The organism is Pseudomonas sp. C6002, assembly GCF_013385805.1.
In the GTDB taxonomy this organism is placed as follows: Bacteria; Pseudomonadota; Gammaproteobacteria; order Pseudomonadales; family Pseudomonadaceae; genus Aquipseudomonas.
In genome coordinates this window covers 64492-91138 of the sequence record NZ_JACAPH010000017.1, presented here as the reverse complement: position 1 = coordinate 91138, position 26647 = coordinate 64492, and the positions used below count along the sequence as shown (strand labels likewise).

The following is a 26647-nucleotide window of genomic DNA, read 5'->3' as shown; positions in this document are numbered from 1 at the left end:
CATAAAAAAAGCCCTTCAGGGCCTTTTCATTATTCCTGCGACATTACTTCATGAGCCATGACTCAACGGTTGAAGCGCCATGCTCTGCCTTCCACTCTTTCAAAATCTTGTGATTTCCGCCCTTCGTTTCCACCACCTTCCCCGTAACAGGACTCTTGTATACCTTCAACTGGCGCGGCTTGCGGCTGCCCAATTTAGCTTCTGATGCTGGGGCACGACGAGCTGCCTGTGGATCAATCAGGTTGATGACATCCCGCAGACTGTATCCGTGCTCTGCGAGCAAAGCACGAAGCTTCGATTCGAATTCAATCTCTTTCTTTAGACCGGCATCACCCTTGAGCGCTTCGAGCGCGCTGAGTTGCTCTGCAAGGTGCTTTTCAAGTTGGCGATACTCTGCGAGTTTAGACATGACTCACTTCGTATGTAATATCGATGATGAAATCACTGACCTCAAACCATGCGTGGGTCGCTCCGTCTTTCAGCTTTGGGTGACGTGTACCGCAGACGCACTCCCCTTCATACTGAAGCGTTTCCCAAACTACTCGCCCCAAAATGTCGGAAGCGACCCCGCACGCGCCTGAGGGAAATCCGTTAAAGGTTGAGCCCTTTGCATCAACGACGCTAATGAGCCCAACCCTGCACGCAAGGGCCACCTTCTCAAGCTCTGTCCTGATTGCATTCATGGTCTAATCCGTGTTCGAGCCCTTTGGCTTCGAGCCAAGTTCTTTAGACCTGATCAAGGCACCCAAATTTGGCACGACCTTGGCGTCGAGGTGATCCTGCATTTGCTGGCTCAGATGGTGCTCGCTGGGAATACTAATGCCCTCTTGCTTCGCCCATTCCCGCAAAACGCCCAGCAATACCATGCTGACGGTCTGACCATCATCCATGTACTGGAGCAGGAAAGCCTTTAGTCTCCCCCGTCCTTCATCGGAATGCAGGTCAAGACCTCCGGGCACATCATGTAGCCGATGCGCGATGACGTTGCGATACTGGAGGAAGCGATCCAACTTGTCGTCGAAGGTGGGATGCAGGTCTACCCGCTTCCGCAGCGCATTGAGCAGTTGTCCCAAAGTGGCTTTTGAATGTCGCTCAAGTAGGATCTGAAGCTGTTCCACAGTTTGCAGTAGCTCGCCGTGCAATGGAAACGTTAGGCAGCTGCTCAACAGACGCTCAACACCCTGCCCCGTGATCACCGCAAGGCCCAATGTCTTCAGCACATCGTCCTGCACAGGCTTATAGCCCGATTGCGCTTCATCTTTCATGATCAAGTCAGTCCTTGATGTGCTGGAAGCCAAAGCGGCAGCGTCTACGGCCTCAGCCCCACAGATGCGGGACTTGGGCGAGAATTTCCTGTAATCAGGATTACTCTGCGTAGTGCTCCCATTTTCGGATTGCTGCTCTTGCTTCTACCTGGTCGACGCCGCTTATCAATGAATCAGCAAAGGCCAAATGGGCATCCATGTAGCGGTTAAAATCTTTCTCCGGAACACCATTTTTTTATCCCCATTTTTTCGAACCACTTGTAACGTAGTCCGATGATCGACTTGCTCACCGCTTCCCATGTCCGAAGCTACCCGGCAGGCGTGCCCACGAGTCGAGCATATCAACACGCTTTGGCGCCTTCCTCTCCTTCGTAGCAACAGGCTTCACCGGCACTTTTACTTTAAATTTCGCTCCTGCAAACTCTTCCACACTTACCTTAAAGCTCATATGCGTATTGGGAGGTTTCCCGCTCCTTGCGAAGACGGTTCCCACCGGCCCCATTTTGCTTGTTAGCCCAAGGCGTTCACAGATCCATGCTGAAACGAACAGCTTGAAGTCACGACCTTCGAATACGTTCACCAATGCACCAAGAAGGGTGTAATCGCCATGCTTCTCCGAATGCTCTATACAGTACTTAAGCGCCTGGCTATACAGGTAGGACATGAGAACCTTCTTTTCGTCGAGAAGTGTTCGTACAGTGCCTTTGCTCAGGGCTACGATTTGTTTATATGAGTCCTTCATACTGCTTCCAGCTCCTGCCGTTCGTGTATTGAAGTCAATTAAACCTAAAAAGCAGGGTTTTGAATCGTCCATCGTTTCGTAGGCAAACCATAACTCAATTTTTGCCAGAAGCCATCAGGGCTGATGGTCCGCTTTTGGCCGATTCTTGCCTGCCATGAGAGCAGAAAACGGCCAACCCGTGTCTTATCCACTCACCTGACCGAAACGATGTACTTCGGGAGAATGATCCATGGGTGTGTATGACTCTGCACCTCGGAGACATGATGGATTATTCTAAAAAGGTGCTCCTGCCCCCGACGATACTGGAACTTCATCATCGGGGGCGCTGTGGGTGTTGGTATGCGTGCGGGGTTCAATCCCATAATCGTCATAAGCCTTGAGCTAGGCTGATGTGGTCACTACTGAATTTGCCAATCACCCTCAAGAAGCTCATGCATGGAAGACCTTCCAAACTTCTTAGCCACCACTGCTGATTCGTCGGAGGACACCATTACTCGGGAGTCTCTTTACGAACAGGCTTGGTCTATACCTATGACCAAAATAGCTGAGCGGTATGGCGTTTCCTCCAGTTACCTAGCACGGATTTTCACCAACCTTAATATACCCCGCCCTCCGGTGGGATATTGGGCCCAAGTGGCTGTAGGGAAGCGTAAAACGCCGCCGGCACTCCCTGAGGCCCAACCAGGTGCGCTCGTTGCCTGGAGCAGGAATGGAGCGCCTGAGCAAATCTCCCGATCTCTTCCAAAAGGCCCTGTAAGGAGCCGCGGTAAGCTGGCTGATCGCCTTGCACTACTTCCTCGTCGGCATCCGCTGTTGATAGACATCGAGGAGCATTTTAAGAAAGCCCACGAAACAGATGAAGGCTATCTTCGTCCATCGAAACGCTCCATGGCAGACTTGATAGTAAGCCGCTCGGGAGTAAGCCATGCCGTCGACTTTGCTAATCAGCTGTACTTGGCGTTCATGGGAAAAGGCTTTGCGGTTGCACTGTCCGATCCAACCTCGCTTATGGGTCGCGCTTCCGTAGACCATCGAGAGCAAGAGTCTAAGAGGTACGTGCACCCTGCCCTATGGCGACCCCAACGGCCTACGGTGGTTCACATAGGGACGGTCGTCTTTGGCCTTTCCATCTATGAGATCAGCGAATACGTTCACGTTAAGCGACCGGATAAAAAATACATCAGGGTGGTGGATCTGCCGGTGACTAAACGGCGTTCCGATTACCGAGATGGTTGGATGATGAGCGCGGATATGCCGACGGGTAGACTTTGCTTGCAGGTGTATTCACCGTACTACGGCGTGGACTGGATTCAACGCTGGACTGAGAGCAAGCCTGGAGACTTGATCAGCAAAATTCCAAGCGTAGTGAAGTCACTGAAAGCCGAAGCTCCCATTCTCGCGGGTAAGGTTGAGATCGAGCGAGTGCGGAGCGAACAGGAACGCCATCGGCATGAGTTGCAGATGGAAGAATGGAGAAGAAAGGAAGCCGAGAAGCGTCGGCTGAAGGCGATTCAGGACAGCCGATATAGTCTTGAAGCGGTCATTCAGACCTGGGCGAAGGTGAACAGCATTCGCTCCTTCTTCGACGACATAGCGCTCAGCGCCGACCGTCTTGGTCCGGAGCAGCGACAAAGCGTCTTAGATCGGTTGGAAAAAGCGAAGGATCTGATCGGTGACTTGGACGCGCTCAAGCATTTTGAGGGTTGGGAACCTCCGGAACTCTAGGAGTTTCCATGACTGGTTTGTACGCGGGAGTGTCATGCCCTGCGCGCGTGAATGATATTTCAGGATCCTTCCGTGTTCATCGACGACTTTTCGACTGGAAAATCCCTCTTCTATAAAGCACCCGAGAGAAATGGGTTCTACGCTCCACCTCCTAAGCCCCGGCCCCCCAGAGTTAGGGCAAATCAGGAGAAAATGAAATGCATGGACTGACCCAGATCCACATTCAGAATTTTCGGGCGTGTAAAAACGTTTCTTTATCCCTAGGCAGCTTCACCCCTCTAGTGGGACAAAATAACGTTGGCAAATCCACGGTACTAGACGCAATCCGTATAGTTCTGGCGCCGAAAGCGTTCGCAAAAAATGACGCTTCTGACCCTGCGTTGCCAATAGTCCTCAGCGCCTGTATTTCCGGAATTACTCCGGAATTGATCGAGTTAATTCCAGAGCCAAGACACCGCCTAGCTATTGAACCCTATTGCGTTAATGGAGAGCTATGGATCCGCACCACCGGCACTGGCACCTCAAAGCCGGTTCAGGAGGTTTGGCAACCTGATGATAAGGATCCCAATGGCATTCCTACAACCTGGCGCTCATACCCGACAGGACTGCCGTCAGTTGTTTCTGCTCTGCTTCCTGAAGCTCTTCATATTCAAGCCATGGACGATGTGCCGGAGGATTTAGGAAAAGGAAAAGCTGGCAGCACTATTCGCGGGCTGCTTGATGAAATCATGACGCCAATCCTCACAGCACATGTCGAAGTCACACAAGCCTTGGAAGCAGTTCGACGCATATTGACGGTTGATGGCGATCAGAGATCTCCTGTTTTGGCAGGCTTTGACAATAGCGCTACCGCTGCCCTCGGAGAGTTCTTCCCGGGATTGCGCTTGGATTTAGATGTCCCCTCAATCGATGTAAAAGAATTCTTTAAATCGGGAGACCTACACGTTACCGACGAGGCTTCCGGTGACCGTCGACGATTTGATCAGGTGGGAAGTGGCGCACAACGAGCAATTCAGATGGCGCTTATCCGGTTGCTGACGGATTTGCGTCAAGCCACTGCCCAGGGAATTTCTAGGCGGATGCTGCTGATTGATGAGCCGGAACTTTTCTTACACCCACAAGGTGTCCGCAAGCTTCGAGAAGCGCTTAAACAACTTTCGGTGGTGGGCTTTCAGGTTGTGTTCACTACCCACTCTCCCCTAATGCTTAGCAGGGATAACGCTCCAGATACAGTCATCGTTCGTAGGCATCCCGTTGATGGCTCTGTCGTCCGCGCGCAGTTACGCGAAGCTGTAGCTGCTGCAATGGAGGAGGCTCAGGCTCAATCGCGGACTCTTTTCGAGTTAGGCAACGTTGCTGACATCTACTTCGCAGAGAAGGTAATTCTTTGTGAAGGTAAAACCGATCAGCGTCTGCTGCCGTTGGTGTACGAAAGGCTTTATGGATCGAGGCCAGAACTTGATCGCATCTGTTTCGTGGCGCTAGGCAGTTGCTCCAGCATCCCTAAAGGCGTTTCGGTGCTCTCAGCTATGGGTATCACCTGTGGAGTAATAGCAGACTTGGATTTTGCTTTCACACACGCCAGGAGTGGTGCCGAGTCTTGGTTATCAAAAGACGGTGAGGATATGGCCAAAGCAAGAAACGTGTTGGCCAGAATTGGAGAAGAGCAAGGTGTGCCGCTGGGTGGGAACGGTCTGCCCGTTAATGCTGGTGGATTGAGAGCGGCGGATACCTGGGCGCTTTTCGCACAGGACGCGGATGGCCTCAAATTAGCGGAGGCAGTTCACCAAGAGCTTCTGGCCCGAACTACGTGGGTATGGCCTATCGGCTGTATCGAGGATGTATTCGGTATTCACGAAAAAGGTGAAGAAGCCATTCTTGAACAAGAGGATTTTCTACGTGGCGCTGATGGTGCATCAACTGAGGCGAGGGCGCCGTTGCTGAAGGCCTGCTTGGAATGGTTGAGAGCAATTTGATCGGCTAATGAGTGAATTTAAGGAGGCCACGTATCGGAGGCTTTACCAATAGAAGCATGCGCCACCCTGCTCAAAATAGGACCTAGGCGGGCGCGGTGCCTGTCCTGAGAGCCTTGGGTAATTGCACAGATTGCCCACCCGTTTGTATTCGACCTGACCAATCATTTGCATTAGATTTGAGTAGCATGATTCGCGTACATGACGGGGTAGAAAACGACCCAATATAAACGGTGGCTATAGTCAGAGATCGGCCAAAAGCAGCCCCGCGAGACTGCTGCGAACTCAGGGGCTTTAGCCAGCCCCTATATGCCAAACGAACGACTTGAGCTGCTTGTTGAGTTCCGCAGTGTCCATTTGTTGGACGCTGCTCTGACATAGGATCCGATTGCTTCATCAACGTTACGCTGCGCCAGGTACTCTCTTGAATTGGCTTTGGCCAAATGCTGCTTGATCGTAAAATTGTTCTGTACTTAAAAGTAATTTATTACTTTTACTATCAATTGTGAAGGGCATATGTTCAAGAAAAGCATAGCGCTCTATCAACAGCTTGAAATTCCAGTATGTATCTTGAGGACTGGTGCAGTAGCAGTTTATAGCTAGAAGCTGAGTAATGTCATAGCTCAAGAAGGACCTCAGAATATTGCTGTACATTTTTTCGTTTTTTACAAGCCCACAGTCTTTAATGGTGCTCTCATTGAAGCTTACTCCAATATGACTATCAGGCACATTTGTTGAAATGAATTTTAATGTTTGATACAAAACCCTGAAGTAGTGGCCACACAAGCCGTTTTTCTCTTCGAGGGCATTTTTGGCTCCTGCTAAATCTGAGGCTGGCCTTTCAAAAACAGCCTCCCTGACAATATCGATGTCCGATCTACCGTTAGTCCATCTGCCTGTTGATGCTGATATTTTCTCCAATGCTTTATTGTGTTGATCTAGCAACGAAAAGAAGGTGCCTTCGAATTGCTGTTTTATTTGCGTTTTCGATTGTTCGGTTAGTGCCGATTCGGATTTTTCTTGAGCTAACGCTGAACGCTCTAGTTCTTTCCTAGTAGACTCAAGTTCCTTGCTTTGCAGGACAATTGTTAGCAGGAGGGCAATTAGCCCAAGAAAGCTTAGCAAGGGGTTCAGCGTACCGCCTATAAAGTCGCCAAAAGTTCCCCAGTCGGCGTTCTGGCTGCTAAAACCCCCATTAAATTCCATAAAATAAAATGCGAAAACAACACCTACAACTCCTGTTGCAAAGGCTAGTATCCATACTAACCATTTGAACAACAGCGCGGGTGTCAGAGCTTCAAATTTTTGTTCTAGATTCAGACGCGTCATATTTCCTCTTTAGACATAACGAGCAAGCTAAGGATCGACTTCATACGACTCAAGCGAACGAAGGAAGTAAGGTAAACCAATTGTTAAATTGATTACCAAAATACGGGCAAAACATTCGACGTAACTACTGTAATACCACTTTTCTTTCCATTGCAGCTTTCACAAAGCATTTGTAAATTAGTTGGATCATTTACTCCATTTAGAGCGATAGGAACTATATGGTCAACTGCAAGCTTTCCATAAACATGATACAAAGATGTCAAGTCTGACTTGCAAATTGCACAAAGACCTTTCTCTCTACAAAATAGCGCTCGCTCTAACCATTTAGGCCAGTATGTACATCTAGGAGTTCTTTTTTCCAAGCTCATAGCAATCTTTAGATTGAAGGCCTTCATTGCTTCACGATCAGCGAAAAGCAGTGTGAAAACCTCCGTAACAATCAAAGACGTTAGACCATCCAACGCTACATCTTCTAAATACTCTGATAAATATTCATACATATATTCCTCTATAAGATCCTGTGTGACTGATACTGTTTCTCCAGTTTCATCATCTCGAAAGTGCTCTTCGATATATTGCGTAAGTGTTAGATATTGGATTTCGTGCGAGTCAAGCATAGAAAATATGGGACGCACATCATCGTAATCCCATCCACCACCACGAAAGTACAAATTCAAATCATCACGAACTACATAATCTATGTAATCATGCAAAATAGAAAATTTTTTTTTGGCTTGGCGACTTGGTTTTCCAAATCGCTCGCTATATCTAATGGCTCAACCGAAAATTCACCTTCGAAAATAGCTTTGCGTACTTTGTCAGCGTAGGAATATGACTCGCTAAAATTAAAAGCATGACAGTTTTGAAGAATGTTAATCATCTTCTACACCATTTAAATATTTAATAGATGACGCGATTTTTGGGATACGCCACTTGTACATAATACTGTTCCTTATTCATGTCTAACTGCTTGACCGGCCTGTGTTTCGTGTTTGCACGTGCGATTTAGAGGGGCGGTAAAAAATTGACTTCTGCGCACATTACGGAGTCATTTGCATCATGTCTACGGTGTGATTCTGGTTGGCTCCTATCTGTCGCTATCGTCAGCTTTGGGTCGGCAACAGCCCTTCGCGACAGGCACGAATCGGCCAGAAGCGAACTCTCACGATGAGCCGCTGTCGGCCAATAGCTGCCTGTAGTGGTTGGAATCCTAAGACTTCTCCTTAGGGGAACCGCCAGCAGTGAAAGTTCGCAAACCGCCTTGATCATTAGCAGTTCGCGGTGCTTCGAATGAGAGCGCTAGATAGCGGCACTAGTCCATCATTAGGTCGGATTTCTTCAATCTCTAATTCGACACGCTGGAAGATTTTTTGCCCGACGACTTGATGATTTCAATCTGCCGCCATCGCCTCGCCCCCTAACCTGCAAGGGGCGTATGCGGATCCGTGTGATTTAGAGCTAAATATGGAACCAAAATCAGATGTACAACCAAAAGCCACCCAAGAAGGAAGAGGCTTATTAACGCGAACAGAAGCAGGGTTTAGATGGAATTAGGGCCGGAGAAATCTTTCCTAGTGGCTGTAAGGTAATGAAAATATTCGTTCGCGGTGACATATATGTTACTTATTCGACTTCGGGAAGCCCTTAGGTATTGATAATATCTGGCAGTATATCGTCCAGTTCATCAAAATCCTTGAAGTAAAGTAATTCTGGAAATTGAGTTTCGCTCTCATACTCATCAAAGTGAAATCTGGCATACCAATCTTCGGCCAAAAACGTATGTGGCCGATATTTAAGATGAGTGCAAAGATTTGGAAAGCGTTCGGAGAAATAATGGGCCTGATCTTGAGTAACTAACTCGTAAGCGACGATAATGCAGTCTCGATAATTACGCAGCATATAGCTCAGCATATTTTTCATAATTTTCATGTACAGAGTGGGAGATGACTCTATCTTGGTTTCTTTGCAGTGCTCGTGATTTTTCTTGTACCAAATATCGATCGGCTCTGTATCCTTCCCCAGCAAATACTTAGCCAAAATTCTAAAGTACTCATAATGCTGATTAACCAAGTACTGAATGGTAGTGCTAGACCTTTCGCTATCATGCTTACGTCGGCACATTAATACCAACGGGCCGAGGGTATTATAGAGCATCAAGCTTTTTTCGATGGCATTTTCGATAATGGTCCAGTTTTTCTCCTTTTGATACTCATACACAAAACGCTGAGTCCCCCGAATGCTACAGCCATCGTAACGCCTGATATTTACGATAACCGTTTTTGTTTTACCAGCAAACGCACCCTGCCTATTGAGGCTGTCAATATTTGCCCAAAAAGAGTATCTTGTCTTCAAGCAGACCATTATCACAAAAACAGGAACTGGAAGGGAAAGCCAATAATTCAAAGTTGAACGCTTGACGCCTCTTAAGACGATTCGACCATCTTTGAATTTCAGTTCTTTTGTACTCTTGAGCTGAATAGCGATCATGTCCCCGCGCAAAAGTCCGTCATCCTCGACTATCTCGACATAGAGGTCGACACCGTAATCTCGCTCACTAATCTCCCGAACAACCCAACTTTCAGGGAGTGTATCTTTAATTATGGTTAGTGAGCGCTTCTCTGATACATGCTGCTCTACTCGCTTGGGTAAATCCACGTAAACCGCCCCAATATTGATGTGGAGATTTTAAGTTGCATCATCAAATTTTTAGGTGCCACAGCTATACGAACTTCGATACAACTGATTTTGCAACCTCTCCATCATGACACAATCAACTTTAGTAATCCAATATACATATATTACTGCACTGGGCACCTGAGAAAGCCAAGCCCAAACAAAGAGAACCCGACTGGTTTTGAAAGCCGCTCTGATAAAGCGGTTTTTTCCGTTCTCATTTCGTTCTGAACCTTTTCAGAATCGATCTGAATCTGCTCTGTAAACGTTATGAACGAGTGGTAAACCCGCTCATCTAATGGTCATTAATAATTATTGTTGAGCTGTTGCAGCAAGGAATCATTTGCTTGATTGATCAAAGTCATCAAGAAGCCGCTACCTTCCCTGTCAGGATGAATCCTCTGAGAAAGCAGTTTAACTTTTTTCTTAAGTTCTTCTTTGGAAGGTATCTCCTTGAATCCTAACACATCCAATGGATTAAAATGACTGGCTTGCGGGAAGTTGCCGAATTGACTGCTGAATTTTAGATTGTTGTTTTCATTCAGTACTTTCTGATGTTCAAATCTCAAAGCCGCAAGCTCTGCTTGTAAGCGGCCAATTTCCGAGTTTGTATTTTGCTTCGCTATTTCTACTGCCCCGTTCGCAGTGAAGGCAGATACATACATCAGAAAAATATAACCTTGCTCCTGATAGTGGCCCTTTTCCCATTCCGTGTTCTGGTTAGCGAATACAGCCAAAAATTCATCATCCTTCTTGAAAATAGCAAAGTGATAGAACTGCACTCCAATCTCCTGGTGATCTGCTTTTGGATTTTGACTCCATCCCTGAGCGCGATACTTGGCGTCGGTAACGGATCAGCCTTTTCCTACTAACGTTTTCGCGGGCAAGTCGTGTCACGTGCCACTATGTCACTTGGCCATCAATCCCGGCAAGGCCATATTGTGCTTGGTGACCTAGCAGCTGCTGCTCGGTCCGTTTAAGAGAGCGGCAGAGCAAGGTAACGAACTGGCGAAGACAAAAATTTCGCCAGCTCAGTGATAGAGGGTAAACCTGCGCCGCTCAGCGTCTTTGGCGAGAAGGCACCTGCTCGTAAAAGCATCATGGTAAAGCCGACCACTCTGAGCCCACGTCCAACCCGCTGCCCCATCGCAACAAGATTGAGGTCGCTCCGTGTCCGGTCTGCAATGGCAAAATTCTAAGCATGTCATGAAGCGTCACATTGCCGAGTATCACCGGCCTGAGCCAAAGATCCACACGCATGCACCTCGACTCACTGGATTCAAGAAGCCTTCCTGGCCTGTCCTGCCCGTCTCATTAACTCTTGCACCTGCACCAGCGAAAGCTGCTCTCGAATCCTTGTGCCCTCGCTGTGGCGGTGATGGTGGTGTGAGAGGTGGATGCACAAAATGTGATGGCACCGGATGGGTGTCGCTCGCAATGGAGCATCACGCTGTCTATCGGCCAGACGACGGCTTGGTGAGAACTCCCGCGTATCGAATTCCGCCTATATCGGCCTAATCGGCGGCGCTCATTTCAGAGAGATCGATCGTCGGATCGGCACCATTCCTTCACACGACGATTACAGTGATGAAAGCTGATGGGATGGGCTTTGACGATGGCAGCTCTGGATTGTTTGCTCCAAAGCTGTAGCGTAGCGATTGAATTCAGCCGCCGCGTATTTGAGAAATCGCTCATCGACGATGATGCCGTTGAAAGGGTTTACCTCTACTCCCTCAGTTCTCTCAATTGCTTTGACTAACCTTTTCTCAAATTCGGTCTTCTTCTCTTTTTTGCAGAAAGTTTTCTGATAATCAGTGGCTATCCCATCATTGTGGATCATTATGTTTCTAATCATTGTGAGATGATCAATATCATCTATGTCTCTGGCATCAAATCCTTTCTTTAGTATGGCGTGAGCTTTTTCAATCGGGCCCTTGCATTTCAACTCATCGCTAAAACTGGCGAGCCTTATCATCAAATCAAGGCAGCCACTTATGCGATGCTCGAACAAACCGAACATCGTGAGGTAGGCAGAACGGCGTGTTAGGTCAGCTATCAATGATTTGTATTCGAGTTTAACTTCGTCATCGTCATATCCGACACACGACCCACATGAATAGTATGTTCGAGTGCGTGGATAGCTTTCTCCATTCTCATCATACGCCTCCTCTTCAAAGTCGCCTTCTTTCACTGCGCCAGGTTCATCTGCTGCATTTAGTGCCAGTTGCACATTCTTTTCGGCCTGTTCGGCAAGCATTTTCATAATTGAAATAGATGAGGTCAATTCGAAGAGCTTGACGCTAAACATAAAATCCAAGATTGCCATGGTTATTCCTCTTGGAATTTTCAAAAATCGTAAAACGGGGCAGACGCTTTCGAACATTCGGAATCGGTTCAGAACCAAATCTGAAAGCGTTCAGAACGTGGTATGCGGCTTGTTCCTACGATGTGCTTGCTTCGGCCTGGTGGTGCGTCGTGGGGCTTGATTTGCGTGTGTTCTTAATAAACATCGCGGTCCCACCGTGGCGTATATCGATCTCGAACAGCTCTGACGTGCGAATGAGATCGCCCAGCGTCCGATGGCCGTAATTGACTGCTGAGAACGAGCTGTTATTGCGGATGAATTCACCGACCTGACTGAGATGCGACCACCCGGCATCGTCTGCGGTTTTCTCTGCTGCTGTCCTCAGCAATCGGACAAGGGACGTGTCGCTGCGCAGCTCGTTCCGGGTTCGCTTAGTGGATTGTGGTGGTTCTCCCTCGGCAGCTTTCTCCTGATCTTCGCTCATCAGGTTCTCTGTGTAGATAAACTGAGAGCAGGCATCCACGAACGGCTTAGGAGTCTTCTTCTCGCCAAACCCATACACTGGCAGGCCGCTTTCAAGCAGTCGCAGCACAAGCGGGGTGAAGTCGCTGTCGCTGGTCATGAGTGCGAAGGCATCGACGTTCTTGCTGTATAGCAAGTCCATTGCGTCAATGATCATTGCAGAGTCAGTAGCGTTCTTGCCTTTTGTGAAAGCGAACTGCTGCATGGGTCGAATAGCGTAGGGGTGGACCTTCTCGACCCAGCCTGCAAGGTGCGGAGAACTCCAATTGCCGTGAGCGTGCCTGATGTTCACCATGCCATATTTGGCAAGCTCATCGAGCACACCGCCGATAGCGGCGTGACTTACGTTGTCGCAGTCAATCAGCAGTGCTATCCGTTTCGACTCCACGATGAATCCTTATCAGTCTCGATGAGTCGCCACTATGTCATCAGGCCAGCAAGGCTTCAAGACACAGTGCTGGCCTGTGATGCGGCTGGAGTCAGGACACTCACGCCAGATATTTCATTTTTTATAGTCCATGTGTAGGGTCGTCGTAAGCGGTTTTTTTTCCCATTCGCTGCTCTGGCCCTCAGGTCAACGCAAGCCAGCTTCGGGTCGATTGCTGCCCTTCGTTTCAGGCCGCTATCGGCCGATTGTGTTGAAAAAATCGACACCGCCAAATAGGCAATGCACTGAGCGGTGAAAACGTCATTTTGTACGCTGCTATGTAAAATCCGAGTCCTGATCCTTCTGCGCGTACTGAGGATTTCAATCTCGGACGCGTTCTTTTCTGATCCGAAAACCGAAGCCGACTTTTTCAACACAATCGGCCAGAACCGGACATCCACTAAGTGTGGTCCACGATGAATGCACCGATCCCAAAAAATATGCGACTTTCTATCTGAAGTTAATGATCGGAATTGTCAAGATCATAAAATCTAATTTTTACAACGCACCTCAAGCATTACCATAATGCACTAGAATTCGTGATATTTTTCCGAATCTGCGCATTCAAAATTAAGGAATATGTATGCCACCACTACCTGCGTACCAAGTACCTTCAAATTTTAGCGAAAAGCAAATTGAAGCAGATGTAGCCATATTTTTTGGAATGTGCAGTCTTGGGGATGACGAACCGTCATTTCGGTTGTTGGATGTTGACGAACAAATTTTTGGCGCTGATAAGAAATTTGATGGTGTCATCCCAATATTCATGCAATTCAAAAAATCCACTGGTTTACTATCACCAAAAGCATGCCCTGTCTCCAAAAGAAAAGGCCGAAGCCGCTTGGAAGATATACGCGAGTGGCGCGAAGCCCAAGGGTTTGATGAGCCGCGCTCGCTCTGTTTCAAAATTCATGACAAAGCTAAAACAGCAACTGAGTTTCAGCACAATGTTTTACTTTCATACGAATGCCCACCCAGTACGCGAGCCATTTACGTGGCTCCGCTATCTTTAGATAGCACAACATACTATGAGCAACTGACAGAATCGGCCAGAGGTACGATGTGGCCATATCATCACCACTTTAGCTATGAAGTTAGAACCGGGAGGGGATTAGTATATTATTTTGAAGTTCCATTTTTGAGGGCTCATATTTCTATTCCACCCCATGAGCGAGTGGAGGATGCGAACCATTATTACTCATACTCAGAAACCGCAACAAATGTGTCTTGGCATTCTCCGCTTCTTATCAACGATGGTCCATCGAGGCTATCTGATTATTTGAGGCGCATGATCAGAGATACCTTGCTGGGACCCGAGATCGAGACATCACTTGAAAGTACTGCAAAAAACGTTGTTAGGATTGCTGAGAGTTATGGGTTTGGCGACCAGTCCGGAAGGTTTGAAAATCCTCTGGAGATCTTGCAGGAACATGGAAGATGGATTAACAAATCATTCGGCATAAAACAGTTTTTATTTTGTTACAGTAAAGCTGACCGATACAAACTGGCCGCTTATCAGTGATATCGCTGATTGCAGTTGGGATCATCGCGGTCAACGCTTATAGTCGCAGATCCAGATCACTGACTAAAACACCGGGGACGGATGAGCACTAGAGGCGGAATGTCCGCTATAGGTTCAAGCTGTGTAAAAACGCACTGAATACGTCGAAAGCTGAGAGTTACGGGTGTTACCTGCGAAACAAGCAAACGGAACAGCGAATTGCCCTAGTCAGCGACATCGGCGTTCGTAAATGCTGTTTGGGCTGCGCCAGCGCCCCAAACAGCATTTACGAACGATCAAGCGGCTGGATTCATGCCCTGATCGCTTCAAGCAATCCTGAAATGCCGAAGATGCTCATTGTTCGTTTGAGGTTGTAGGCGAACACATGAAGGCTCATCTCGGTGCTTACCCTCGGCAGGGTTTTGGTCAGGAGTGGGTACTTCCCATCAGTATTTGAATTCCAAAAGGGTGTTCAACGGTTTGCCGGCGACGCCTCATCATCATTGGATCACTTTAAGCCGCCCCTGCATCGCATCGACTACAACTTCATGTTCCCAGCGCTTTACCCGGCGTACCCTACCCGTCGTGCATTGCTTGTGCAGTGCGCAGGACTGGCAAACAGAGAAGTAGTAACAATGCAATAATATGCCGCCTTCCATCGACGAATGCCGCCTGGTTAGTAACTCCCCCGCAGGGCATCGATGCTCGTCCGACGCAATAAGATAGATGAAGTCCTGCTTACCGAATCGACCTTCAACTTTGCTGCCTGAGGTCAGGGGTTTCGGTACGAAGGTAGTGTTGGCGGCTTGCTCGCACGCAAAAATTTCCAGACCTTAGTAGCCTCAGTCGGCCACCACCGTTAGCGATTCAGCCTCGATTTCTTCACGCGCTTGGTTCGCCATATCGCTCAGTTGCTCACGATCATTACCAACGTTGGTCACCTCATGGGCAATGAACAGATGGTATCTGTCGTCAACAGCAGTTTGTACGTTGTAGCCAACCGTTCCAGTGCCTCGGCTGCTCGTGGCCATTGATCACGCATATGGGCCTGTGAGGGAGATCTGCTGGTCTGGATCTTCGTGGAGCTGCGCCTCGATTTTCCTTGAGTTTTTACATCTGCTTTTTTCAGCGTTTCTATCTTTTCTTGCAGCCGCTCTGCTTTGGCCTTGGCCACTTCGGGCGTTGCCCGATCCGCTGATCGCCGCCAGATATCGCTCAATGCTCTGCTTGATCTGCTGCATGCGAGCCGTCACCTTGCCCTGAGTGAAATTTCGGTCGCGATTATTGACAGATTTGAATTTGCCGCCGTCGATGGCGATGATCGACTGGGAGAAGAGATTGAGGTTGGGGCAAAGAACTACGAACTGGCGGCATACGCTGCGAAGGGCTTTGCCGTTGCCCTTGCGAAAGTCGGCAAATGGTTTTGAAGTCCGGGGCTAAGCGAAAGGTGAGCCACATCAACTCGACGTTGCGCTCGGCCTCTCGCTCAAGCCGGCGGCTGGACTGAATCCGATAGAGATAGCCGTAGATATAGATCTTCAGCAAGATCGCTGGATGATAGGCCGGACGCCCCGTTGCAGCAGGATCAACACCTTCAAACTCAAGTGCACCCAGGTCGAGTTAATCAACGAAACCATCGACGACTCGCACTGGATTTTCTTAGGCAACGTAATCGTCCAGTCACTCCGGTAGCAAAGTGACTTGCGTCCGAGCTTCACCTTCAATGAATCGCTTCATTATCATCCCCGCCACGATCTAGACGATCTGAAGGTTAGACAGTCGCAGGCTTTTTCACACAGCGTAAGTCGCTAGTTGCCTGTTACGCCAGAGAGCGAAAAACTGTCCAACGGTACGCTTTTTTCCAACATCCCAATGGCGGTTAACCGACATCTGAAAATTATATTCGATGGGCCGACTTACTGCTGGTTACGTCTTCTGGTCCCAGACCAGCTGCGCGTAGAAGGCGGGTTTATTGGGCTTAATCTCATGACCTTACGGTGCGGTATCGAGAAGAACTTTAGGCACTTGCACGCGCCCGCGATGCGTTCAATGGTCGCCTTCGGAAACACGTGCTGGTTGATCGTGAATTTGCGCGGGTTGCCTGACGGGTCGGCTCGTATTTCACATCCATGCGCTTCGTACTAAGCCGCAAGGGGATCATTTGGTGCAGTAAAAGATATTGAAGATGCAGTGCTCGGTTGGTCGTTTTGATTACCATTACCTTCGCGGCTCGCTTAAAGGCAGCTGCGGTTACGACCAGCATAATGCATGCGACGTATTCAATTTTTTGGTAGTTACGGTATCGCCCTGCAAGTTCGGCAAGGATCAAGGACTGGGAACCCAGCCTATATCCTGGCTCTTAGCTGAGTAGGATCGTTGAGACCACGAGACCGTTCGTCGGCAAACAAGATAAATATCAATTAAAAAATTCAATTAATGCTTACGCAGCTAAAAGCTTGAACATCTATATATCCGATAAGTATGTCAACAACACAAACAAGTGCCCTTTTTAGGCGATTTTTGTCAACACCAAAAACATTGTATACAAAACGACTAAAGTACTCGAAACATACGCAGTTGAAATCAGAAAAAAACTGGGTCTATTATGACGCAACGGTAAACGCAATAAAGCAATCACAAATAAGCCAGAGTTCCTTTTATGAAAAAAAAGATGCTCAAAGGCGTACTTTGTGCTAGACCAGTATTAAATCCATCCTCTTCAGAGGATCGTGACTATTCCGCTATTACCCCGGATTGGTTTTATCCAACACCAACAATAAAAATTAAAGAGTTACCAATATTACGCCTCAATGACGGTTCACTTTGGAAAGAGGGTGTAGGTTTTTTAATAAGCCGCCTGTACGACTTAAACTTCAATCGCACCGGCATATCGTTGCCTACGGTGTCACGAAAAGCGGATGACTTGGCTTTCTACATGAAAGCACTAGACGAACTGCAAATTGAGTACAGCGCGGACGAACGGTTCAGAATAAATAGACCAACGTATGCATTCACTAGCTTACTTAAAGATCGTGTTGAATCTGGACAACTTTCAGATTCTAGTGCTCCAAGGATTCTGAGTACAGTACAGGAATTTCATCGATGGTATGATTTTCAGTTTCGAGCACAACGCATGTACCCCCTGTGGGAGGAGTTGACTCGAACTAGAACAGAAACGGATGATAAAGGTGTTCTAGTAGCTTTAACATATACCACAACAGACCTAATGGAGAGTATAAGAAAAGCAAAATCGCCACGTGACCCCAACTTTATTATTGACGATGGAAAGCTTAAACCCTTAACGGAGGAACAACAAAAAATAACCATAGGCGCTCTCTACGAATCCAAAAATACGGAAATGATTCTCGGTTTTTTAATATCTTTATCTTCATCTGCACGAATTCAAACCGCATATACTTTACGTGCGCAAAGCTTCTCCAGGAAAATTTCGGAAAAGCAAGAATTCGTTAGAGTACATACTGGCAAATCGACGGGTGTAGATACCAAGCGGAATAAATCTCACTACCTCGACATTCCATCGTGGCTATACAAAAAAATTCACGTTTATATCAGTAGCGAAAGGTATTTAATTCGCGCAGAAAAAAGCCTAATGAAAAATGTTGATAGATATGTTTTTTATACTGAGGAAGGGAATCCATACTACAGCTCGCGAGAGGACTCTGTTTCTGAAAGCAGAGATGGTTCAGCTATTAGAGTTTATATGACAGAGCAACTGTTTCCGAGAATCGCCCGGCTAGGACACAGCTTTCGGTTCAGATTTCATGATCTACGAGCGAGTTACTGCATGAACCGACTTGATGAGGGACTAGAAAGTGTTGAGCGTGGGGAAGCCACGCTGGACGGTGTACTTCGAGGCATACAGGACGCCATGGGTCATTCCGACATCAAAACAACTTATCGATACCTAGACTATAGAAGTTTTAACCCAATTATCAATTCAGTTAACAAAGCATGGACTGGGAAGCTTTTAGCTGACATCGTAAGGAGGCTTGATGAACAACATCCAGCTGATTAATCCATGCCGCACTATCATATCTTTGGAAGAACTAATAGAAACTAAAGATTTAACACCATATCTCGACGAGATAGAAAAAGTAGCGATATATACCGAAAAAAACAAAAGCTATATAAACTTTGGCTGTTACGCATACCTAAAGCGACAATCTGTAAACGATTGCACATATGTAGATCCTTCTACACTGGATCCAGCAAGGGTGGTCCTATTACAAAATCTGCTAGACGATATCGCAAATGATCTGCGGACGGGAAAAAAACGTATTATATCAGTGTGGAGTTCAGACCTAAATTATCTGAGTTCATTTTTCTATTGGCTGGATTCAGAAGCCCCAAGTAATTCGCTTACTAACGAGCATGAACTAAACTTGCGGTACGCTGAATACACAACACATCTACTACAGCTTAAAGCACAGAATAATAATTTAGATGACTTTACATCAAGACGACAACATGCCGCTAGGAAATTTTTTAGGCTTGCGTCTACTAACCCAAAGTTTTCATTAGGCCAGGGCGTCCCAATCATCGCTCGTACTGGAGGGCGTCCCACTCCCCCGCCAAAGGAAAAGGCGGTAACTGAAAACCTTGCAATGGCTTATCAGCTATTCAATCAACTGACCGATTTTGTATTAGGGTTTGCCCCATATCCGTTTACATTGATTCTACCGAAAGAATCGGTTTACGTCTTGCCCTGTAACACTTGGGCCCTCACAAAGGCTCGCCTGGCTCATCGAGCGCTTATGGAACACCCAAATTGGCGGTGGGATTATGAGACCGGACAATTAAATACTTTGGAATATGTAGCAGGTAAATACGGGTATCAAAGATCCAAGGCAAAAACTGAGATAGCTAAATCCGCGAAGCATTTAAAAGAAGCAAACGAAGATCCGCACCATCGTAGGAGACTCATTCTTGCCACTTGGGCTCAAACTGGCTTTCAGATACTAATGCTATCAACTACAGGAATGGATCTAGAGTCTTTCAGAAACTTGCCTTGGTCTGACGACATAATTTCAGTACCGAGTGATCGCCAAGGGTTCCGAGTATATAAAGCTAGAGCTAAAAAGCATGTTTACTTTGAAATTCAATCAGCATTTGTTCCAATGTTTAACAAATACCTAAAACTACGAACCTTTATTCTTAATGGCAAATCTAGTGAGTACCTCTTTTTTAGAATTCATAATAATACAACACTGAGGATCGATGACCAATTCCTCCAGACATACCATGATCGAATCAGCCATATGCTTGATAGGTCGCTACCCCGCATTACGGCGATTGAATACAGAAAATATAAGTCTAATTGGATTCTGGACAATAAAGGTTTAGAAGTCGCAAGTCTTGTTTCGCAGAATACCCCTAGAGTATTTAGCAATCGGTATTCTTCGTCCGCTAGAGGAATTCGTCTAAAAGAATTTACAAAATTCTACAGCTTTCTTACTGAGTTATCCGACACTGCAATACATAGTTCACTAAACACGCCATCAGGAGGTTGCGTAGATGGTCAAAAACCGACAGACATAGGATCGAATGCCGGCGTTGAAAAAGACTGCAATACCTTTTGGGGGTGTCTGTTCTGTACTCATTACGGGCTGCACGCAGACGCAGAGGACTTGTACAAGCTAAAGAGCATAGTTTATGTAATCGAAATTATAAGAGATAACACTCAAGATTTCACTACGGCGCTTTTAGAAACAATGGAGAGAGCTAAATTCTATATAAATCTTATCCTTGAGGAAAATTCAGAACTAAATGAAGTAAATGTTGAAATTGATAGAAAACTCATTGGCGGTTCACTTTATTCATACTGGCAGGCTTATATTGACCTATGGGCACTTACTGGGAAAATTAAATAATCATGGTTATACAACATCGCCAAAAAATGTTGGTCGCGCTGACACGGCCGTCTTTACTCCCCAGTACGACTATTTATGAAAAGACGCCCGTAGTCATCGCCATAAATGGCAGATCGATATCTACATTCGGTGACTGGCAATGGGACTATCGAACTTACGTTGCTTCTAATAAAGGCGAAGGGATATTATACTTTAACAAAGAGCCTTACCTATCGAACCCAGGAGTTCTCCAAGACATAAAATATCTTCTTTGGGTTTTGATTTGTCGGAATTACGAGATGAAGAAAACTCATTCCGTCAGCGCATATCTTAACTGGAACTCCGTGCTTCACCACCTTTCCAACTACTGCGTGGAAGAAAATGTAAGCATAGCTACTTGTTTATCACACGAACTGATTTTTGAAAAATTCATCAAACAATCTTGCCCGAAATCACGAAAAAGCGTAGCTGTAACTATCTTCAAAACTCTTTTCTCACTCCACAGTGAAGTTATCGGCTGCAAATTATTTGACATTTACCATTCCAACTTTGGAGTGCTCATTGAACCGTCCCAAGAAGAGCAAACACTCGTTATACCAAGCAGACTTCTGAGCCATTGTATTAATACCTCAAAAGCTTTCATTTCAGATTTTTTAACACACGTAGAGGGTTTAAAAAAGCTCACATTGATACTGCATCGTGAGTCAGCGAAATATTCAGGTGTAGTAGTCCCCTTAAGTAAATCAAAAATCCCCACCACCCGCGTGCAGAAATTAATTGCTGAATATGGATTAGGAAACCTCTCGGATCATCATAATTGGAGCAGCGCTACACAGTTCAGCCGCTACCTATCAGAGGTGCAGTTTGCTAGTAAAACCCTAATCCATGCCTATTCAGGAATGCGAGATGATGAGGCATATAGTTTATTACCGGGGTGCCTAAGTGACCAAGAAGTAGATGGCGTTAAGGGATATTGGCTGCACGGTTACACCACAAAGGGGTACGGTCGGAGAGAGCCTGCTGCATGGGTAACATCTGTGGATGTTATTCAGGCTATCGCAGCATGTGAACATATATGCAGCTGGATTCGGCGGGCGTGCACTATTAAAAATGACATACCACTTTTCTCAAACGTTAGCCATTTCGCCTTCTCGATTTCACACAATAGAACAAAGGTAAACGAAGGAAAAAATAAGTTGGCAAACCTGACTCACATTACTTTTAACAGAATATTTGACTCAGCCGACTTTATCATCACCGAAGAAGACGCAATCGAGATCCAATTCATAGAGTATGCTAGAAACTGGGATGCCGAAACCTCATATGTAACTGGCTCTTATTGGAACTTTAACACCCACCAGTTCCGCCGATCTCTAGCATATTATGGTATCGAAACCGGTTTAGTGCGCTATTCCTCGCTACATGAGCAGTTACAACATATTCGCATGCGCATGACAACGCACTACTCTAAAGGTGGAACTAACGCGAATGCGCTTGTCGGAAGCTCAAAATTGCATTTTAAACATGAGCTTAACCGGGTTACATCCATAGTTAAAGGTTTAGATTACGTTAAAACTATTTTGCTCTCCGATGAAACGTTGGTAGGCGGTCATGGCAGACACGTAGAAAGAAATATAAAACCTCTGGGAAAAGTGCACATACTAGAGAATCGGGGTCAAACCGTGGACCACGTGCGAGCAGGGCTCATTGCGTTTACCCCACGCGCTTCGGGGGGTTGTCTAAACCCAAATCCTTGCCACCTTCATCTTATACATCCATTGTCCGCCCGTACGGGTTGTGCTCAAGCTGCTCTAATCCCATCGCGAGTACGCCTAGCAGTTTCTAACTTCAAAAATCATGTAGCAACGTTGCAACCCAACTCACCTGAATTCAATACCGCAATTCGAGAGTTGGAAATTACTACTGACCAACTTAGACGACAAAATATTGAAATCGAATGAAAACACTTATTAATATAACTGATTGTTTTTTGGCGCTACAACGCCTATTAACAGGTCGCCCCATCCGTATAAAAGGGCCATACAAAATAAACAATGATACTGTCGCACTTGAGGCTGGGCATCCACGTGGCTCGATAAAAAAGTACAATCCAACCCATGACTTACTTATTCAAACCATATCCGAGCATTATGGGAAGAAATTCAAAACCAATGATAAAGCTCAGCAAAAAATTAGCGATGCTAAAGAAAAAATTAAATCATTGGAGAAAGAAATCAACGAAGCGCTTGGCCGTGAAGCAATGTACATCAAATATACATTGGAGCTGGAAGCAGCACTTCGTAAAGCGGGTAATGTAACGCCGATACGATAAGGGGTTACTTTATTCAAGAGCCCATTGAACTTCTGTCATAACGGATGGTGCCGCTTACCGGAATCGAACTGGTGACCTTTTCATTACGAATGAATTGCTCTACCAACTGAGCTAAAGCGGCTCACGCCCGTGTGCATGCCATTATTACCAATTCCTTCCACGCCACGTCAACACACGAATGCAAAACTGGGCACTTTCAGTGTTCACGGGCTGTGTTCAGACTTTAGTACAAAACCACACCTGCCATTCTAAAGGGCGTCTCAGCCTAAAGGAAAGCCATGAGTCCTGGTTGCGCCCGGCCCCCCCTGACTTTGGTGCATGCGAATGCGAATGCGTAGATTCGGAAAATTATGCCCCGCTCGCAAAAATAATCTTAATGTCGATGATGATTCAGTCAAGTGAGGCGCTAATGTAGGTCGGGACATTGATGCCGTTGAGTTTCTTCCCGATGGAAAAGCACATTCTTGGACGTCCAAACCTGCATATTTCATACAAACTAAAATGCAGAGGCTGAAAGCACCTAGCCCTTATAAATTAATGACTTAGTTCGGCATATTTCTACGTAACTAACAAGTAACCTAAGCGTTACGAGTGCGCTGCTCTACCGGCTGAGCTACACGGGCGGTGGGCTAAAGCTAGCACTGCCTTGGACGTCCGGCAACTCACTGCATTTCGAGGGCAATCACACCTTGCACCCAAAAGCGTGGCTGCAGGTGACCGTTGCCCAGACCCATGTAGTGCTCGCTGCGCTCCGTGAGTCGGGGCACGTCACGAATCGCGACGAACACCAGCAAGCCCACGGCCACGACGCTCGCGGCCATCCACACCCTGTACAACGCCGGCATCGGGGCGACCGATGGAACGCGCCACACATGCAATCCCATCAGCCAGCCAACCACCAGCGCCAGCCAGAGTTGCGACACCGGCATCACGATTACCCCATCCACCTGTGCCTGGGCCAGTGCACCGATCAGCGAGGCAAACAGGCACAGGCGCAGCAGGTCCACGGGCGCCAAGGACAACGCACGCTCACGCAACACGCCCAAGGTTGACCAACCCGCCCACGCAACCAACGCGATCACGCAGAGCGTCGACGGTACGCCCCATTCGCTGGCCCACTGCAGAATCGCCTGGTGAGGGTGAGCGGCAATGTCATTGGCGATGTCGGCAAAATGCATCGGCCCGAAACCCAGCCAGGGCCGCTCGATAATCATGCTCCAGGCCTGCCACCATATCGGCCCACGCCCCGAGAGGCTGGTGGTCAGTCGGTCTACGGCACCATTGGAAATTACAATCCCCAAGTACCCTGCCAGCACCGTGAAGACCAACCAATACAACACTAACCCACAGGCCAGTGCTGCCAACTGCCAGCCCAGCCAACGACGCCCCTGCGGCCCCAGGAACATCAGTACGCAGCCGGCAGCGCCCATACCGAGCCAGGTGCCGCGGGTACCGCCACCGATCGCGATCAGCCACCAGACACACAGCAGGGCGAACACTGCGCCCCGCGCTGGACGAGCGACGTTTGAAACCAGCAAGGGAAGCGCCAGCAGGGGCAGGGTGAAGGTCTGGAACTGACCGTAGAAACGTTTATTGGAGAACCCGGACAACAGCAAATCGGTATTCACGATTGCTTCGCCGCTGGTGAAGGCGAGGACCCCGGCGTGCAGATATTGAATACTTTTAACCATGCACAGCAGCAATACGAACAGGACCAATACACGATCCAGGGACTCATCCCCATTGCGCCTGGCCCGGCTGAAAGCCACAGCAGTGGCGCAACAACTGATGAGCAGCGCCAGCTCGGTCAACGCCCAGAGCGGCTGGTGGGCCAACAGGGCCGAAACCAGCCCCGCGCCCCCGATCAGCGACACCCCGAGCGCTGTCGACCTGTCTACGCATCGCTCTGCCTGCGGCAAGCACAGCCCATACACCACCGCACACAGCGCCACCCATATCTGCACCGCACGTTGCCAGTCATGACTACTGAAAGGCGCGCAGATCGCCAGCATCAGCAGACACATAACCACGATGAGGAATATGTTCCCCCGCTGCTGGACAGACGACGTCATCGGCGACCTCTACTTCCTTGTGATGGGCGTAGAGCGGTTTACACACACGCTCTTCCTTGCTGCGTAAACAGTAGACGACCTGATGATCACGCGCCGCCGGAAGCACAACCTTTAGCGGCGTATTGGTCTTCTGCCGTGGTGGTGCACTTCCAGCCGGTTGTGGCGCTACGGGTCAAGGTGATGATCTTGCCCAGGACCGGCGCGGGTGCATCGAGGATTTCACAGGCAATCGTGCCAGCACCGGTGGCGATGTCGCCGGTCACGTCAATCTTGCAGTTGGCCGTTGGGCTGGTCCCGCCAATCAACGCCAGGGTCGGTGGCGTCCCCTGGTTCAGCGTGTCTTCAAAGCCCGCCTTCAACGCGGAGACTTCGGCCAGCCCTGCGGTGAACTTGGCCTTGGCCTGGTGCTTGGTGTACATGGGCAGGCCGATGGTGGCCAAAATGCCGATGATTGCCACGACGATCAACAATTCGATCAAGGTAAAACCTTTCTGACGCATCACATTCACTCTCCAGAATAAAACCTTTCGCGAGGCGCATCCTGCACCCCGTCTCGGCAACCGCGCCAGTGTACTCACCCCCGCGCAACCAATGCTGAACAAGACGCACAAACTGACATTTTTTCGCTCACGGCGAGCCTGCCCGAATCCGTCACCTGACTAAGCTATAAATCTTCCACTGTCTGTGTGCGGAACCGTGAAATGAATGATGTTTCAGCGATCTATGCCTGGGAAGGCGTCAACCGCAAAGGGCGCAAGGTATCCGGAGAAACCCGCGGTCACAATCCCGCCCTGATCAAGGCACTGCTGCGCCAGCAAGGTATCAATCCTGGGCGCGTACGCAAGAAATTCGCCGGTTGGCCGAGCCTCGCCCTGCCGGTCAAACCGGCAGAGATCGCCCTCTTCACCCGCCAATTGGCGACGCTGCTGAAGGCTGGTATCGCACTTTTACAGGCGCTGGATATCATCGCCGAGGGCTTCGACAACCGGCATATGCGGGAGCTGGTACAAGGCTTGAAGCAGGAGATCGCCGCCGGCAGCAGCCTGGCTGTCGCCTTGCAGAAATACCCACGCTACTTCGATGATCTGTACTGCAACCTGGTTGCGGCGGGTGAACAGGCGGGCGCACTCGAAGCGCTGCTGGAAAGGGTGGCCATTCACCTGGAAAAAAGCGAACAGCTGAAAGCCAGAATCAAGAAGGCCATGACCTATCCCGTGACGGTACTGGCAGTCGCCACCGCTGTCAGCGCAATCCTGCTGATTCACGTGGTGCCGCAGTTTCAGGGGTTGTTTGCCGGCGTCGATGCACAACTGCCGGGCTTTACCCTGGGCGTCATCAGCCTGTCGGAGTTCATGCAGCAAAGCTGGTGGATGCTGATCCTGGCCGCGGGTGCCGGTTTCGCAGGAATGCGCAAAGCCTATCGCTCGTCCACAGGCTTTCGCCACTGGCTCGATGCCAGTTTGTTGAAAGCTCCCGTGGCAGGCACACTGCTGAAAAAATCGGCGGTCGCCCGCTATGCTCGCACGCTCTCGACCACCTTTGCGGCGGGCGTTCCATTGGTGCAGGCATTGGATTCCGTGGCCGGCGCCACGGGTAACGGGCAGTTCAAACAGGCAATCAATCGTATGCGGCACGACGTTGCAACCGGAATCCAGCTGAATGAATCCATGGCCATAAGCGGCCTGTTTCCAGGCATGGCGATCCAGATGACGGCTATCGGCGAGGAGTCGGGCACCCTCGATAACATGCTGGAAAAAGTCGCCTGCCACTACGAGGCTGACGTCGATAACCTGGTGGACAACCTTACCAGCCTCATGGAGCCGCTGATCATGGTGGTACTGGGTGGCATCGTCGGGGCATTGGTGCTGGCCATGTACCTGCCGATCTTTCAACTCGGTACAGCCTTTTGAG

Annotated in this window: 19 protein-coding genes, 1 tRNA gene and 1 pseudogene; 8 read left to right on the top strand and 13 right to left on the bottom strand. The window is 48.3% G+C overall.

What is annotated here, in order from left to right:
- Positions 1–43 precede the first annotated feature (43 nt).
- The 3 genes from HX817_RS10795 to HX817_RS10785 form a co-directional block, all read right to left on the bottom strand.
- A complete protein-coding gene (locus HX817_RS10795; RefSeq protein ID WP_177040223.1) occupies positions 44–409 on the bottom strand; it encodes a histone-like nucleoid-structuring protein, MvaT/MvaU family in 366 nt (121 codons plus the stop codon).
- 277 nt (positions 410–686) lie between these two features.
- Positions 687–1265 (bottom strand): hypothetical protein, encoded by a 579-nt coding sequence (locus tag HX817_RS10790; protein WP_177040222.1) that lies wholly within the window; start codon positions 1263–1265, stop codon positions 687–689.
- 286 nt (positions 1266–1551) lie between these two features.
- The gene (locus tag HX817_RS10785; protein ID WP_177040221.1) at positions 1552–2007 is read right to left on the bottom strand and encodes a hypothetical protein; all 456 of its coding nucleotides are present in this window, start codon (positions 2005–2007) and stop codon (positions 1552–1554) included.
- A 435-nt stretch (positions 2008–2442) separates the two neighbouring features.
- Here HX817_RS10785 and HX817_RS10780 point away from each other — a divergent pair, with 435 nt between their 5' ends.
- Both HX817_RS10780 and HX817_RS10775 read left to right on the top strand, forming a co-directional pair.
- The gene (locus HX817_RS10780; RefSeq protein WP_177040220.1) at positions 2443–3732 is read left to right on the top strand and encodes a hypothetical protein; all 1290 of its coding nucleotides are present in this window, start codon (positions 2443–2445) and stop codon (positions 3730–3732) included.
- Positions 3733–3929: 197 nt separating this feature from the next.
- On the top strand, positions 3930–5708 hold the full coding sequence (locus tag HX817_RS10775) for an ATP-dependent endonuclease (protein WP_177040219.1): 1779 nt from the start codon (positions 3930–3932) through the stop codon (positions 5706–5708).
- Positions 5709–6107: 399 nt separating this feature from the next.
- Here the strand turns inward: HX817_RS10775 and HX817_RS10770 are convergent, their stop codons facing one another.
- The 6 genes from HX817_RS10770 to HX817_RS10745 form a co-directional block, all read right to left on the bottom strand.
- Positions 6108–7034: a putative phage abortive infection protein gene (locus tag HX817_RS10770; protein WP_177040218.1), complete on the bottom strand. Its 927-nt coding sequence runs from the start codon at positions 7032–7034 to the stop codon at positions 6108–6110.
- A 92-nt stretch (positions 7035–7126) separates the two neighbouring features.
- The gene (locus HX817_RS10765) at positions 7127–7705 is read right to left on the bottom strand and encodes an HNH endonuclease (protein WP_177040217.1); all 579 of its coding nucleotides are present in this window, start codon (positions 7703–7705) and stop codon (positions 7127–7129) included.
- 973 nt (positions 7706–8678) lie between these two features.
- On the bottom strand, positions 8679–9689 hold the full coding sequence (locus tag HX817_RS10760) for a DUF4365 domain-containing protein (protein WP_177040216.1): 1011 nt from the start codon (positions 9687–9689) through the stop codon (positions 8679–8681).
- Between the two features lie 323 nt (positions 9690–10012).
- Entirely contained in the window at positions 10013–10489 is a 477-nt protein-coding gene (locus tag HX817_RS10755) for a hypothetical protein (RefSeq protein WP_177040215.1), read from the bottom strand.
- A 797-nt stretch (positions 10490–11286) separates the two neighbouring features.
- On the bottom strand, positions 11287–12033 hold the full coding sequence (locus HX817_RS10750) for a hypothetical protein (protein WP_177040214.1): 747 nt from the start codon (positions 12031–12033) through the stop codon (positions 11287–11289).
- Positions 12034–12148: 115 nt separating this feature from the next.
- Positions 12149–12922 carry an NYN domain-containing protein gene (locus tag HX817_RS10745; protein ID WP_371317772.1) on the bottom strand — a complete coding sequence of 258 codons (774 nt, stop codon included), beginning with the start codon at positions 12920–12922 and terminating at the stop codon, positions 12149–12151.
- 622 nt (positions 12923–13544) lie between these two features.
- Here HX817_RS10745 and HX817_RS10740 point away from each other — a divergent pair.
- Positions 13545–14483 (top strand): hypothetical protein, encoded by a 939-nt coding sequence (locus tag HX817_RS10740; protein WP_177040213.1) that lies wholly within the window; start codon positions 13545–13547, stop codon positions 14481–14483.
- Between the two features lie 289 nt (positions 14484–14772).
- Here the strand turns inward: HX817_RS10740 and HX817_RS10735 are convergent.
- Positions 14773–16142 (bottom strand): annotated as a pseudogene (locus HX817_RS10735) (IS1182 family transposase).
- A 979-nt stretch (positions 16143–17121) separates the two neighbouring features.
- Here HX817_RS10735 and HX817_RS10730 point away from each other — a divergent pair.
- The 4 genes from HX817_RS10730 (at position 17122) to HX817_RS10715 (ending at position 22664) form a co-directional block, all read left to right on the top strand.
- Positions 17122–18498 (top strand): tyrosine-type recombinase/integrase, encoded by a 1377-nt coding sequence (locus HX817_RS10730; protein ID WP_177040212.1) that lies wholly within the window; start codon positions 17122–17124, stop codon positions 18496–18498.
- A complete protein-coding gene (locus tag HX817_RS10725; protein ID WP_177040211.1) occupies positions 18476–20353 on the top strand; it encodes a hypothetical protein in 1878 nt (625 codons plus the stop codon). The genes HX817_RS10730 and HX817_RS10725 overlap by 23 nt, the downstream gene beginning before the upstream one ends.
- Positions 20354–20631: 278 nt before the next feature.
- Positions 20632–22293: a hypothetical protein gene (locus tag HX817_RS10720; RefSeq protein ID WP_177040210.1), complete on the top strand. Its 1662-nt coding sequence runs from the start codon at positions 20632–20634 to the stop codon at positions 22291–22293.
- Positions 22290–22664: a hypothetical protein gene (locus HX817_RS10715; protein WP_177040209.1), complete on the top strand. Its 375-nt coding sequence runs from the start codon at positions 22290–22292 to the stop codon at positions 22662–22664. The genes HX817_RS10720 and HX817_RS10715 overlap by 4 nt, the downstream gene beginning before the upstream one ends.
- A gap of 45 nt (positions 22665–22709) precedes the next feature.
- On the opposite strand, the gene HX817_RS10710 is transcribed toward HX817_RS10715, so the two are convergent.
- From HX817_RS10710 to HX817_RS10700, 3 genes are all read right to left on the bottom strand, one after another.
- Positions 22710–22785: transfer RNA gene (locus tag HX817_RS10710), tRNA-Thr, on the bottom strand.
- Between the two features lie 541 nt (positions 22786–23326).
- Positions 23327–24736 carry an O-antigen ligase gene (locus tag HX817_RS10705; protein WP_177040208.1) on the bottom strand — a complete coding sequence of 470 codons (1410 nt, stop codon included), beginning with the start codon at positions 24734–24736 and terminating at the stop codon, positions 23327–23329.
- An 86-nt stretch (positions 24737–24822) separates the two neighbouring features.
- Positions 24823–25236 (bottom strand): pilin, encoded by a 414-nt coding sequence (locus tag HX817_RS10700; RefSeq protein WP_087694624.1) that lies wholly within the window; start codon positions 25234–25236, stop codon positions 24823–24825.
- 201 nt (positions 25237–25437) lie between these two features.
- Between HX817_RS10700 and HX817_RS10695 the strand changes: the two genes are divergently transcribed.
- Entirely contained in the window at positions 25438–26646 is a 1209-nt protein-coding gene (locus HX817_RS10695; RefSeq protein ID WP_087694625.1) for a type II secretion system F family protein, read from the top strand.
- The last annotated feature ends 1 nt before the right edge of the window (position 26647 follow it).